Genomic DNA, 14,380 nt, shown 5'->3' with positions numbered 1-14,380 from the left:
ACACTCCCTTACGCTCGATCTTTTCTAAGTGTAATCGCTTAGTCATCAAGCATAGGGAGCTTTACAAGGTTTTACGTTAGATGGGTGTCAGGTGCCTATCAAGTTACAGACACGGTGTGATCATTTTAAATGTATATCTACTTGCGCAACATATACACAAACTGATCGTTTTGCGAGGTGATTTCAAAACCAAATCGGAGATACAACTCCCCAACTCGATTACCTTGCAAATAACACAGCTCTACTGGCTTACTGAGCTTGTCTGCGTGAGCTAAACAATCAGTCAAAACTTGGCTTCCAATACCCTTACCATGATATTCAGGCAGCAAGAAAAATCGGCAAAAGTAGAAGTGGTCACCTTTATCTTGCAGCAACACACTGCCAATCGCTTTGCCCTGATACTCAATGATTTCAGGCCTTTCCTCTGCCCACTCTTCGGCGTGTATGTCTCGTTGAATTTGGTCATCCCAGCCAAAAACAGCCTTGATTGGCTCATATTCAGCCGCCTTTTTTAGCTCGAACAGAAATTCATAATCTGATGACTGAGCAGCTCTTGTTGAATACTTCAAAATACCTCCAACAATAATTGGCTATGGTTTCATTTTCGTTTAAGCCGGAATTCAGAGCCCCAGACACAACCAAAAATGCCACGCTTAAATGTTCATTTTGGTTCTAGTTGGTAACGTAAGACTTCGTGTTTATCTTGCTCTGAATAAAAGGTATTCAGGAATTGTCCACCGCACTTCTCAATGACCTTTTGCGAAGCTATATTGCCCCTCTCACACGTAATAATAGCGCTTTCGGACAATACGTACCGTTGAACCCAAGACAACATATGACTTGCGATACCCCGCCCTCTCGCTTGTGGCAAAGTCTCGTAGCCGATATGTCCGATGACATCGTGAATGTACGGACTGGTGCCATGACGAACTCTTATCACTCCAAGAATACGTCCAGACTCGAAACAAAAATAAGTAGAAGCAGGCGTCCACCCTTCTGGCAAACCCCCACCTTTTGAATAAGCAATTCGTCTTTCTAAATAGGCATCACTGCCATCAGAAATGCCCGTGTAAATATCTAACCCATCTTCAACACAGGCGTTCACATAGTGATGAAAGGCAGTTGAATGCGAAAGAGCAGCTTTAACCATGTCCATATGATGTTAATTCTCCGCCGGTTTTACGCTATTTAGTTCAGTAGCAACTCGCAATTTTGACCGATTATCGACTATTGCTTCTTAACGTACTTCGCCGTAACCAACATTTCACCGCCACCATCCAACTTGCAATCTAGCTGGTGATCTTTGCCTTCGTTGATGCGTCGAATCACGGCTTTAGTGCCGATTTTCAGTACGCTAGAACTGCCTTTAATTTTTAGATCTTTAATGAAGGTAACTTTATCGCTACTTTCCAATACAACGCCATTTACGTCCTTAACACGCGCGGCTTCTCTTTCTAAACGCTCTTCTTCTGGATTCCACTCATAGGCACACTCAGGGCAGATTAGGTTGTTTTGGTCTGGGTAGACATATTCAGATTGGCATTGCGGACAAGGAGGTAAGGACATACGTTAATACTTCATTTAAATAGAATTTGTTCCATTTTAATGGCTCTTGTCAGGCTTAGCGAGCATAAATCTAACAAGTTTTACGGAGAGCTAATTGTCTTAAAAAAGAGCAGTACCTAAAACGAACAAACACAGCCGCTAAGCTGTGTTTGTTTAAAGGTTTGAAAAGCGGAACGGCTTAACGTTCGACTTTTGGTGAGTAAATCGAGTAAGCGGTGATTTGCCCTGCCACGATTGCAGAGAACATGAATAACGCCGACAAACCAATACTCGGGATAGGCAGAATCGATTGTTCAAACACCGATTGGCTGGCACTCACTAATACTCGGCTACCCGGAACCAAGATGATGATCCCTTGCACGATATAAATAGAGCCCGTGAGCTCCATCTTTTTAGCAATCCAAGTTCCGTACAAAGTAATAAGAACCGTCGTAACCCAAGTACCGACAACCCAACCACTATCAAAACCTAGATAGAACGGGCCCCACATACCGAGAACCGCTACTGGTAAACCAAGTAAGATGTCTTTAGGTCGCGCATTGAACATCACACCGATAGAAACAGAGATCAGCACCAAGCCAGATATGTGCATCCACATCGGTACCGCATTGGTATAGTCGATGGAGACCGCTTGTCCCCATATCGCTTCACCGATGTTGAGCCCCATGATAATCCCTACAAACAGCTTAATCAGGGTTAAGGCGCTCTGCCCTAGCAAGCTGGTACCAGAAACCAAGTCATTAAACGCCAAACATTCTAATGCGTTGGCTATGGATAAACCGGGGACAAACAAGACAATCGAGGCGATACACAACGCCCACACAGGAATCGGTAAACCTGTACTTGCCAAAAACGCCACGAAAATACCCGTTAACAGTGCCGAGATGAATTCAACCGCGATAGCACGACGTGAATGAAGAACTTGCTGACATACCCAAACCATCAAACCCAATAACGCAGAAAATCCAACCGCTTCCAACGTACTGCCCACCAGCATCAAATACGCAGGCGGAATACCCATATTGGCAAGTGCCGTCACAAATTTAGAGTAACCGACAGGCTCTGGTACAGGCTCACTGCTCGGTTGGTTAATACGAATGATCGTATTGGCCAACAAACTCAGGTTAATTGACGCAGGCTTTAGACGCTTAAGAATAACGGCGTTGTTATCGTCTGGAAATTGATAGTTAATCGCAGTTGGCGTTGCTTGGATCATCACATCCACACCATGCTTTTTTGCATAGAATTGAGTGTATTTCTCTAGCTTGTAAGGAGCACAACCACTGCGGTGAAGAGTGTCACCAATTTCAACAATTTTGTTAATTCGGAACTGAGAAGGCATGGGAATTTTAGGGGAGACAAAATGTGCGGCAAATGTACCAAACGATAGACGGAATGACGAGACTTTTGCGTGAATTATCAACTGAACTCGTTACTTTTTTCTGCAAAGGCTTATAAGTGCCTATAACTCTAGTCATTTGGGATTAGTTTACTGAATATTTTGACAAATTAATAAGTTAAATTTATGCATTCAGATTGTTATTAACGAAATCCAAAACACGAATAAAAACCAGGTTTATGTTAACACTCCAAATTCCTTAATTTTCATGAGATTTATGACTGCCAAGCACCATTAAAACAGGTTTATAAATTAATGTAGATTTATCGCAAAAAGCAGCATGACATTTACTATTATTTCTCACCTTCCTTTTACGAGATTTTAGTCACATTTTATTCACTCTGAAAACGCCGAACATGATGGAAAAACTAGCGGAGTGGTGGTTATGCGAGCACTTAGAATAAAAATGAAAGAAAAAGGTTTCGTTTTCAGTTAGATGTGGCATTATCAAACTCGTTAAGACGATGTGCGTGCATCGTATAATGGCTATTACCTCAGCCTTCCAAGCTGATGATGCGGGTTCGATTCCCGCTGCACGCTCCAGTCTTCTTGATACCTCAGTCTTACTCTTAAGACAGTGTGCGTGCATCGTATAATGGCTATTACCTCAGCCTTCCAAGCTGATGATGCGGGTTCGATTCCCGCTGCACGCTCCAACTTCTCCTTATGCTCCATGACGTGCTTTATTCCAGCGACACGCTATTCAAAAACTTTCTCCGTTAGTTAAATCCATAGTCATTAAATCTATACTGATTAAACTTATTTTGTTTAAGCTTAGATTGACCAACCAAAGCTATTAACTCCTTAATTCGCTTCGTATTTCTGACACCTATCCAAATCACACATTGCAGTTCAGCTTTTAATGATTTTCAAAATTGTTCCAATTTAATAATCTTGGTCAATATCTGCAAAAATCATTGTGTTAATGTGCGCGCATTAGCAACAACCCATAAATAATAAAAAATGTTTAAAAGCAATGAGTTAACAATTAGCATCGAAGCAATTAATGTCGCGCTAGCAAAAGTTGAAAATGCCAATAAAATTCAGCTAGATACATTGAAAGGTTATGTGAACAGCGAGCCTGAACAGGCTGTACTGGCTTTTCGATCGCTGAATGAAGCAGAGTCAATCGATGACAAGTTTAAAAAGATCATGGCAGAGCTACCGCATCTGAGCGGCGAAGCACACCATCTGCTTGAAACTTCTATCTTGCTACAGTGACTATAAATAAAGATAAGCCTCAGCGAATCCCTCACAGCAAAGCGCTTTAGGTATAAGTTAAGACTTATCTTTAATTTTCTAGCCCTCATTGAATTTCTAATTCAACAAAGCGCTATTGATTAACGTCTAAAGCGTTAACGACTTCACCATACCCGCTTCAGCGTGACCAGGGATATTGCACGCTAACTCTACGTTATTATCACCATGGAAATGCCACAGCAATTGCTTCGCTTTGCCCGGCTTAACTGTAACTGTGCTGCCCGAATCATGTGCGTGATTACCCATGTTTTTCATCATTTCACGATGCTCTAGTTGCTCTGCGGCAGAACCAATTGAGAATTCGTGATCGATCTTGCCTGTGTTCATCACAACGAACTGCACAACATCGTTCGGCTCAATTTCGACCTTGTTCTTAAAGGTAATTTTCATATCGTCACTTAGTAAAACATGAACCACTTTATCCGGTTTTGCACCCGTCGCAGGCATGCCTACTTCAGACATACCGTCCATGTTCATCATCATTGAATGATCCATCTTTCCATCCTTCATCATGCTGTGATCCATTTTTGAATGATCCATCTCTCCACTCTTCATCATCGAGTGATCCATATTTGAGTGGTCCATATTTGAATGGTCCATTTCAGCAAAAGCCATTGAAGTAGTTAACGTCAGTGTAATCGCAATTAGTGTCTTTTTCATCGTCGTTCCTTAGATTAATTCAGTTATTTATTTGTTAGTTTCACATGTTCATATGGTGCGCCCTTACCTACTCCTGTCTCGCAAGTAAGGGCTTTATAGTCAGTGCGTTATTTGTTTGTCTCGTTTTGGCTATGCATAATCTCACGCTGTTTCCAGAGCTTAAAGATTGCAGGCAACACCAGTAGGGTAAGCAATAGTGCAGACGCCATTCCGCCTATCATCGGCGCTGCAATTCGCTGCATCACTTCAGAGCCCGTTCCCTCACCATACATAATTGGAATGAGGCCAATGATCACGGTAAGTACCGTCATCATCACTGGGCGAACACGCAGTCCTGCGCCCTCACGAATCGCATCCGTTAAGTCTTCACTCTGAAGTGCTTGCTGGTTCTGCTCCGCATCCAATTTCTTGTAGTGCCATGCTTGGTTTAGGTAGACCAACATGATCACACCTATCTCAACAGCAACCCCGGCAAGGGCGATAAAGCCCACACCCACCGCAATGGAGAAGTTGTAATTGAGGACATACATCAGCCATAGGCCACCAACCATTGCGAGTGGCAATGTCAGCATGATCATCATCACCTCACCGACGCGGCGGAAGCTGAGGTAGAGCAACAACATGATGATGGCGATGGTGATTGGCACAACGACACTCAAACGATCCTTCGCACGCTCCATGTATTCGTATTGACCAGACCACGCCAGTGAATAACCCGCAGGTAAGACGATTTGATCTGTAACGACTTTTTGCGCCTCTGCCACATAAGAACCAAGGTCGCGCCCTTCGATGTCAACGAACACCCAGCCATTAGGACGCGCGTTCTCCGTCTTAATCATTGGTGGTCCATCTTCATAGCGAATATCTGCAACATCAGACAAAGCAATTCGCGCTCCATTTGGTGTCACTAACGGCAGGTTCTGCAGCTTAACGACAGAATCACGATAGCTTTGTGGGTAACGGACATTGATTGGATAACGCTCTAGCCCCTCAACGGTTTCGCCCACGTTCATGCCACCAACCGCAGTCGAGATAACCTGTTGCACTTCTTTAATGCTCAAGCCATATCGCGCAGCAGAACGACGTTTGATGTCTATCGTCACATAACGACCACCCGCAACACGCTCAGCGTAGACAGAAGCCGTACCACTGACGCTGTTGAGGATGGGTTCAAGTTGAGAGCCAATATCCTCAATCACGCTCAGATCTGGGCCTGCGATTTTGATACCAATTGGCGTTTTGATACCGGTCGCCAACATGTCGATACGCGTTTTGATTGGCATGACCCAAGCATTGGTCAAACCGGGGAATTGAATCAGATCATCAAACTCTTTACGCAGAGACTCCGTAGTGACACCGTCATGCCACTGATCTCGCGGTTTAAGCTGAATAACCGTTTCAATCATAGTCAGTGGCGCAGGATCGGTTGCTGTCTCTGCTCGACCAATTTTGCCCCACGTGGTTTCGACTTCTGGAATGGTTTTGATGAGTTTGTTGGTTTGTTGCAACAACTCACGCGCTTTACCAATTGAGATGCCCGGATACGTGGTTGGCATGTACATCAAATCCCCTTCGTCCAAAGGAGGGATGAACTCGCTGCCAAGCTTACTGGTTGGGTAATAAGCAGACGCCATTAAGCCAAGTGCGATAACAATCATCACCTTTGGATATTTTAGGCTGAGGTTCAGAAGCGGTTTATACATCGCCACTAGGCTGCGGTTTACTGGGTTTTTGTGTTCAGGTAGCACGTTGCCACGAATGAAGTAACCCATTAACACAGGAACAAGCGTGATAGCCAAACCGGCTGCAGCGGCCATTGCATACGTCTTGGTAAAGGCAAGTGGCGAGAACATCTTGCCCTCTTGCCCTTCTAGCGCGAACACAGGCACAAAACTCAAGGTAATGATAATCAGAGAGAAGAACAGCGGTGCGCCAACTTCTTCTGCTGCCTTACCAATCACCTGCCAACGGTTTTTGTCAGTGAGCGGAGTCCGTTCAATGTGTTTATGAACGTTCTCGATCATCACGATGGCACCATCCACCATGGCGCCAATCGCAATCGCTATACCGCCAAGAGACATGATATTGGCGTTAATACCCTGCCAATGCATCACAATGAATGCACCCAAGATACCAACAGGCAGGCTTAGTGCGATAACCAGTGATGAGCGGATATGGAACAAGAACAGCGCACACACCACGGCGACCACGATGAATTCTTCAGCCAGCTTCTTCCAAAGGTTTTCAACGGCTGAATCTATCAAAGTAGAGCGGTCATAAGTCGCGACAATCTCGACACCATCAGGTAAGCCAGCTTGCAGTTCAGCGAGTCGATCACTTCACTGGCATTTTCACCAAAGCGCATCACGATAACGCCGCCAACCGCCTCGCCCTCACCATTGAGTTCCGAGATACCACGACGCATTTGTGGGCCAAGGTTAATATCGGCAATGTCGCCCAATAACAAAGGAGTACCTTTGTCAGTCACTTTTAGCGGCAAAGATTGAATGTCTTCAATGCTTGTCAGGTAACCGGTGGTACGAACCATATGTTCGGCTTCCGCAATCTCAACAACAGACGCTCCTGTTTCTTGATTACCATCTTGGATTGCCTTGTTGACTTGCTGAAGCGTTAGGTCGTAAGCACGTAACTTGGCAGGATCAATCTGTACTTGGTACTGCTTCACCATGCCACCAACGGTCGCCACTTCAGACACGCCTTCTACAGTTTGCAATTCATACTTCAAGAACCAATCTTGCAAACTACGAAGTTCCGCTAAGTCGTGCTGACCTGTTTTATCTTTCAACACGTAGCTGTAAACCCAGCCCACACCGGTTGCATCGGGTCCTAGTGTTGGCTTGGCACTCGATGGCAAGTTAGGTGCAACTTGGCTTAAGTACTCCAACACTCGTGAACGTGCCCAGTACATATCGGTATCGTCATTGAAGATGATATAGACATAGGAATCACCAAAGAACGAGTAGCCACGAACTGTTTCAGCACCCGGTACAGCTAACATGGCGGTGGTCAATGGATAGGTCACCTGATCCTCGACCACTTGTGGGGCTTGCCCCGGATAACTGGTTTTGATGATCACCTGAACATCTGACAAATCAGGAATGGCATCGACAGGTGTATTTTTAACGCTGTATAAGCCGCCAAATACGATGGCTACAGTAGCAACCAACACTAAGAAGCGGTTGCTAATAGACCAGCGAATGATTGCATTGATCATAGTTCGCCCTCACCCGTGCTATTCGTCGGTTCGAGAGATTTGAGCACATAATCAGAACCTTGCTTCGCCACTAGAAACCGAATGGTTTGACCCTCGGAAAACTCAGATAAATCAAGGTCATCACTGGCTTGGAAATTCATTTCACCCGCTTTCCAATTCCACTCAGGGACTGGCTGATGTTTTACGGTGATCATGCCAAAATCTGCCATCAACATAGTGATGTCACCCGTTACCCAAACTTCGCCAGCGATCTTGTGTTTGTTCACCTTGTAATCCACAACCTCGTACTGCCCTGACTCTGTCTTTCTCATCTCAAAGTCAATTGCCTTACCACGTTGCACGTCACTCATGTCCAAGCCTTCCACAAAGGTGAAATTCATCACCATGCCCGGCCAATCCCATTCTGGAACAGGCTGATAGTTAATCGTCACCATACGGCTGCCTTGCATAACATCGGAAATTTCACCGTTTGCCCATACGGTTTCCGCTTCTTCCTCAACACCATTGATGCGTGACAGATCAGCTGATTGGCTCGATTCAGAATCCAACATGAAGTGTGCAGAAGTGACAATACTCTCACCTTGCTCTAGCCCTTGAAGCACCTCTATTTTTTCGCCAGCTTCACGACCAACCTCAATACGAGCAGAGCGATACTTGCCAGAACCTTCTGACATCACCACTCGAGTCATACCACCGGAGTGAATCACCGAAGATCTTGGGATAGTAAGAACCGCTTCATCACTAATGGGTTTCAGCGCAATATTTGCAAACATATTTGGCTTAAGCTCGCCATGGGGATTGGAGAACTTCAAACGAACGCGCAAGGTTCGAGTTTTCGGGTCCAGAATTGGGTAGACATAATCGACGTTGCCCTGCCACTCCTTACCGGGAATCGCATCCAGTGTCATTTCGGCATTGCTGCCTGATGAGATCCAGTGTGCTTGGCGCTCAAACACCTCAGCATCAACCCATACCTCGCCTAATGGGCCAGCACTGATCACCGCTTGTGCAGGTGAAAGATAACCACCTTCTCGAATATTCAGGCTAGCGATGACACCATCCGCAGGCGCTTTGATTTCGATGGTTTGCGAGGCTTTCCCTTTACGAGCGATGGATCGTATCTGCGCTTTATCTACACCTAGGGTGACCAAGCGTTCAGTCGAGCCCTTGATCAAACCTTTACGACCCGTTTTATAAGCACTGATCAACTCTTCTTGTGCTTTAACAAGCTCTGGAGAATAGAGTGTGAAAAGTACATCACCTTTGTTTACCTTCTCACCCACTGCGTTGATGTAGAGCTTCTCAACCCAACCAGCTGCTCTTACGTTGGTTTGCCACAATGTACTTTCATCGAACGCCACATAACCCACGGTTTCAATGCGCGGTGATAGCGCTTCTCGTGTGACTTGTGCGGTTTTCACGCCAAGGTTATTTTCCACGGAAGAATCAATAAACACGGTTCCGGGCTTATCTTTAGCTCCGCCGTTCACATCGTCTGCATACACAGGGATAAGATCCATCCCCATTGGCGACTGGCCCGGCTTATCACGCTGATAATTTGGGTCCATCGGAGCTACCCAATACAAAGGCTCATCGCTGGCCTGTTTACTTACATCTGCGCCTGTACTCGTTGCCATTGCTGACATGTTATGTGTTGGATTAATTAGAAAATGGTTCACACCAAAACCCAATGCACCACCGACCAATAAAGCGATTGTTGCTACTTTTACTGTACTCATTGTCTATTCCCTTATTGATTGGCTGTGTGTTTAGTTGCGCTTGAGCTGAGTTGTGGTTGGTTTACTTGGTATTCAAAGCCACTGACTAACGCCGCCAGTTTGCTGTTAACGATGTTGAGATCGGTGATCAAACGTTGTTGCTCTAACTTAAGCGCCAGCTCATCGATCGTTGCTAAAATGACATCGTTAAACTGAGCGGTATTGTTTTGATAGCCCCTCTCAACCGCGCTGATTTGGGCTGCGGTTTGAGGAAGCAAGGACGTTTGATAGCGATCTAATCGCTGGATCAGATTTGATCTGTCCACCAGCAATGCGTTCACTTGCGCGTTCATTTGGGAAAGTAAGGTGTCTTTTTGAGATTTGGCCGCACCAACTTGATACTGAGCAGCCGATAAGTTCTTATCTTGTCGGCTCCCTGTAAACAGCGGGATGTCGACTGTCAGATAAGCACTCACCAGATCAGAAGCAGGTTCACCCGCCATGTTATTGGCTTGACGGTGTGCATACATCACTTCCACCCCAAACTGCGGGGTATAAGCTTGCTCGGCTAACTCGACCTGAGTTTGATTGGAGGAAATACTGACATCGGAGATCTTAACCAAAGGATGGTCAGTCAGTAGCTGGTAGTGCTTGGTTGAATCGATATTGGTCGCTAATTTGCTTTCCAACAACGACCAATCGATTTGGTTAGTTGCATTCAGTGTGCCCTGAGAATCAAGAACCTGAGAGCCTAGCCAATCAGAACCCAACCATTCAGAAAGCTGAGAGATTAAGCGGCGCTGAACCTGCTTGTTTGCCTGAAGTTTCTCATCAAGCTTGCTCACTTGAAGCTGAGCATTAAGCAGATCTTGCGCTTCACTTTTACCAATCGAGTAATTGGTTTGTACATAGTTTTCAAGCTCAACCAACAAACGACGATTTTGACGAATCACCGACTCAGCCTTTTGCTGATAACCTAACTCAAGCCAAAGCTGCGTCATGCTATTTGCAACCGTCAATTCTCTTGCTTGTACCTGCAAAGCTAAAGCATCTGCCTGTTGGCCTGCCTTTTTCTGTTGGAGGTTAAGCGTATCGCCACGCTCAAACTGCTGCATCAGCCCTACCGATATATTGGTCATCGGATCTTCGTCGAATTGAAAGCTATCGACAGGCAAACCGCCAAATCCAACTTTCAATTTCGGGTCCATTAAGGTCGAGCTGGCAATGCCCGTTTCTCGCATCGCTTGAGACTGAGCAAAGTACTGTTTGCGATTTCCATCTTCGCTTAAAGCAATCTCAATCAGTGTATTGAGTTGCTGCGTCGAGCTTGCTTGGTCATGTGCTGAAATGTGTTGAGCATTTGAAGCTGACGCCGTGGTAGCCGCGAGCGTAGCACTTGAAAACAAGGCCATAGGCAAGGCAGCAACCACTAAGCTCGTGTTCATGACAAACACAGAGGTTGTTGGTTTCATATTCACAATGAATGTCCATATCTAGCGCTAATTAGCGCATAAAAAAGAATGGCTTATCAGGTTTATCTAACTGATAGAGCTGTATTTTTAGATATAGATTTATGCGGAAGGTGGGCGTAGCAAAGATTGAGCGCGTGCGACTTTCTGGCCAATCGTGACCGATTGAAAACGAGCTAATGAAAAGGAAAGTTGATCAACGGCTTGAACAGCCTGAATTGGATAGGGACTTGCAGAACACATTGAGGCACAGCAATCGGCACTCGAACAATGGTTACCCATCATCGAGCTGCCGTCTTCGCTCATTGAAGACATATCGAATTGAGCCATCAAAGCATGGGCACTCATGTTAGAGTCTTCAGCGTGTACTTCTTCACTCATCACATGACACCCTGCCATTGAATCATTAACCGAAGTATCGCTGTGGTAACAAGCCGACTTGCTCGACCCCATTTCCATCATCATTACTTCAGTCATCAAGGCTGAGGAGCTTGAGGCATAGCTAGACATCAACATCGCAATGATGCTGAAAACAATAATCAAAGTTTTTCGGAATGTGTTTGTCATAGCTTACCTTTGAATTTACAACGCAACTATAAACGTTCCCCTTAGGGTAAGGTCAATGCCATTGTGCCGATATTTACCTGACCGTTGAAAAAGTATTCATCCTCTCTTTCATCAAAATGAGATAATTCTTCGACTTTGCAGTTTTTTCTTTAAAAATTATCCAATTAGCTAGCGAAACCTCTATCTGTGTATTTTACTTAAGACAGTGCAACCACGATTCACGGATGATAAAAATGGCTAACAAAAAAAACGTCGAAACAAACAAGAAAAATACAGAAATCAAAAATAAGAAAAGTAACGAGCTAGAACAAAAGAAACCAACACAAAAAAAGAAGCGCAGACTGCATTCACATCTAAAAGTGAATATCCCACTTTTTCAGTCACTCATGATGATTTTGCCATCATTGGCTAAACACGCTGCTGCAGAGAGCATAGACAATTCCAGTGACGCTGCAGATCAAGTAACCGCAAATAACGTGACCGAAAAAGATGTCACCGATGACCATAGTAAGGCGGACTCATCAGCGGTTGTTCATCAAGAAGCTCAGACGAGTGACAGCGACGTAAACTCAACCTTAAGTGCAAGTCATGCCGCCCATGGTTCGAGCTCTCACTTGGTTCCTTCTCATCATTTATCGACGCTTTCGCACCCGCAAGTCCATTACATTCCTTCGGTATCGATGCCGACTATCTCCTCAGGGAGTAACGGTCAGCCGACTCATTCGAATGCGCCTACGACGCCCGCTTTACCCGTCACCTTTATGCAAGAAGTCATAAAAGGTACGTACGGAGAGCTTCATGTTGATGCAAATGGTCAATACACATTTGTATTGAACCCAAAATCCCCTCAATACATCCTGTTGAATCAGCACCAACAAGGCACTGACCATTTCTTGTTGCATCTATCTAACGGCTCGAGTGTCATTGTTCAAGTTCCGGTCACAGGTAAACAAGATACGCCAAGTATTTCAGGAGACTTAACTGGCGTTGTCACAGAAGATCATAATATTGATTCACAAGGCTTGTTACATGCCAACGGTAAAATTGATGTCATAGACCCTGATCAAAATGAAAGTTCGTTGAAGCCGGAAGTTATCTCAGGTAAATATGGTTCATTAACTATCGATGCTGATGGACATTGGCAGTATCAAGTTGATAACTCGCTCTCTAATGTTCAAGCTTTAACCGCAGCCACTTCATTGCACGAAAGCTTCACTATTCACACCAAAGACGGCACACCGCAAACCATCGATATGACAATAGGTGGCAACGATGACAATGCTGTTATCACGGGTGTGGATGCTGGCACGTTAACTGAAGATTTAACGACACAAGTTCAAGGGCAACTTTCAGTAAAGGACCCAGATCTTGGAGAAGATCATTTTCAGGCATCACAAGTAACTAGCAATTTCGGTACGCTCAGCATCACCAAAGACGGTGCATGGACATACGATTTAGATAACAATAACCCTGTAGTTCAAGGACTTGGCCAAGGTTCAACTGCGACAGACATCGTCACTGTTCACTCAGTTGATGGTACAGCGCATCGAGTTATGGTCACGATTAATGGCACCAACGACAATGCGGTAATCACGAGTAGTACAGCAAATTCACCAAGTTCGTTTTTCGCTATCGGGAAAAGTAATGGCTCAAGCCAAGTTACTGAAGATAAAGACCTAACGGTTTCGGGCCAACTCAACATCACCGATATCGACTCAAAAGAGGCGCATTTTTCTAATTCCGACCTCAAGGGGACACTGGGTACTTTACACCTTAAAGACAATGGCGATTGGACCTATGACCTAGATAATAAAAAACCACAAGTTCAAGCTCTTGGTCAAGGTTCTGCGACAACAGACATCATAACCATCCACTCCGCCGACGGCACTCCTCATCAAATTACAATTACCGTTATCGGCACCAATGATAAAGCCGTGATAAGCGGAACAAGTGCTGGAGTGGTAACCGAAGAGTCCCAACTTCAGACCTCGGGCACACTTGCGGTAACGGATGTGGATACTGGCGAGGCACACTTCTCTCACACCGATATCGTAGGCTCGTTTGGTACGCTTCATCTGACCGATACTGGTTCTTGGACGTACGATCTTGATAATAAAAACCCTGCCGTTCAAGCATTAGGTAAAGGAGCAACCGCTACCGACACCATCACGGTTCAATCTGCTGATGGCACGCCGCATCAAGTGACTATCACAGTAAATGGCACTAATGACAAAGCTACTGTCAGCAGTGCGACCGTTGCCATCGATGAAACCGACAAAGCAGTAACGACTTCAGGAACATTGACCAGTACCGACGTGGATAATCCAGATAATGCATTCACACCGGATTCAATTACTGGCACCAACGGTGACCTGACTATTGATGCTAATGGACATTGGGCGTTCACCGCCAACAGTGCATTTAATCAATTGAATGTCGGCGATAAGGTCGAAGAGACCTTCACGGTGTCGTCCATCGATGGCACCCCTTCGACGATCAAGGTCAC

Annotated in this window: 10 protein-coding genes, 2 tRNA genes and 1 pseudogene; 4 read left to right on the top strand and 9 right to left on the bottom strand. The window is 45.2% G+C overall.

Annotation, left to right across the window (positions count from 1 at the left end):
* Positions 1-137: 137 nt before the first annotated feature.
* The 4 genes from AB4507_RS10635 to AB4507_RS10620 form a co-directional block, all read right to left on the bottom strand.
* Positions 138-569 carry a GNAT family N-acetyltransferase gene (locus AB4507_RS10635; protein WP_102320745.1) on the bottom strand — a complete coding sequence of 144 codons (432 nt, stop codon included), beginning with the start codon at positions 567-569 and terminating at the stop codon, positions 138-140.
* A 92-nt stretch (positions 570-661) separates the two neighbouring features.
* Positions 662-1,156: a GNAT family N-acetyltransferase gene (locus AB4507_RS10630; protein ID WP_102398003.1), complete on the bottom strand. Its 495-nt coding sequence runs from the start codon at positions 1,154-1,156 to the stop codon at positions 662-664.
* 71 nt (positions 1,157-1,227) lie between these two features.
* Positions 1,228-1,566 (bottom strand): zinc ribbon domain-containing protein YjdM, encoded by a 339-nt coding sequence (locus AB4507_RS10625; RefSeq protein WP_102320743.1) that lies wholly within the window; start codon positions 1,564-1,566, stop codon positions 1,228-1,230.
* Positions 1,567-1,744: 178 nt separating this feature from the next.
* Positions 1,745-2,908: a threonine/serine exporter family protein gene (locus AB4507_RS10620; RefSeq protein WP_004731486.1), complete on the bottom strand. Its 1,164-nt coding sequence runs from the start codon at positions 2,906-2,908 to the stop codon at positions 1,745-1,747.
* A gap of 525 nt (positions 2,909-3,433) precedes the next feature.
* On the opposite strand from AB4507_RS10620, the gene AB4507_RS10615 reads away from it, so the two are divergent.
* The 3 genes from AB4507_RS10615 (at position 3,434) to AB4507_RS10605 (ending at position 4,186) form a co-directional block, all read left to right on the top strand.
* Positions 3,434-3,508, top strand: a tRNA-Gly gene (locus tag AB4507_RS10615).
* Positions 3,509-3,546: 38 nt separating this feature from the next.
* Positions 3,547-3,621: transfer RNA gene (locus AB4507_RS10610), tRNA-Gly, on the top strand.
* A 307-nt stretch (positions 3,622-3,928) separates the two neighbouring features.
* Positions 3,929-4,186, top strand: a complete 258-nt coding sequence (locus tag AB4507_RS10605; protein ID WP_065583933.1) for a hypothetical protein — start codon at positions 3,929-3,931, stop codon at positions 4,184-4,186.
* A 126-nt stretch (positions 4,187-4,312) separates the two neighbouring features.
* Here AB4507_RS10605 and AB4507_RS10600 read toward each other — a convergent pair whose 3' ends face one another.
* The 5 genes and pseudogenes from AB4507_RS10600 to AB4507_RS10580 all read right to left on the bottom strand — a co-directional run bounded on the left by AB4507_RS10600 (position 4,313) and on the right by AB4507_RS10580 (position 11,874).
* Entirely contained in the window at positions 4,313-4,885 is a 573-nt protein-coding gene (locus AB4507_RS10600) for a cupredoxin family protein (protein WP_372182636.1), read from the bottom strand.
* 107 nt (positions 4,886-4,992) lie between these two features.
* Positions 4,993-8,120 (bottom strand): annotated as a pseudogene (locus tag AB4507_RS10595) (efflux RND transporter permease subunit).
* Positions 8,117-9,859, bottom strand: coding sequence for an efflux RND transporter periplasmic adaptor subunit (locus tag AB4507_RS10590; RefSeq protein ID WP_372182635.1), 1,743 nt, complete (start codon positions 9,857-9,859; stop codon positions 8,117-8,119). Before AB4507_RS10590 ends, AB4507_RS10595 begins: the two are co-directional and overlap by 4 nt.
* A gap of 11 nt (positions 9,860-9,870) precedes the next feature.
* Entirely contained in the window at positions 9,871-11,310 is a 1,440-nt protein-coding gene (locus AB4507_RS10585) for a TolC family protein (protein ID WP_372182661.1), read from the bottom strand.
* A gap of 99 nt (positions 11,311-11,409) precedes the next feature.
* Positions 11,410-11,874: a hypothetical protein gene (locus AB4507_RS10580; RefSeq protein ID WP_372182634.1), complete on the bottom strand. Its 465-nt coding sequence runs from the start codon at positions 11,872-11,874 to the stop codon at positions 11,410-11,412.
* A 233-nt stretch (positions 11,875-12,107) separates the two neighbouring features.
* Here AB4507_RS10580 and AB4507_RS10575 point away from each other — a divergent pair.
* Positions 12,108-14,380: VCBS domain-containing protein (locus AB4507_RS10575; protein WP_372182633.1), on the top strand; the 2,273-nt coding region annotated here is incomplete at its 3' end.

The organism is Vibrio sp. 10N.222.54.A3 (assembly GCF_041474095.1).
GTDB lineage: Bacteria > Pseudomonadota > Gammaproteobacteria > Enterobacterales > Vibrionaceae > Vibrio > Vibrio crassostreae_C.
This window is presented reverse-complemented; position numbering and strand designations above follow the sequence as displayed.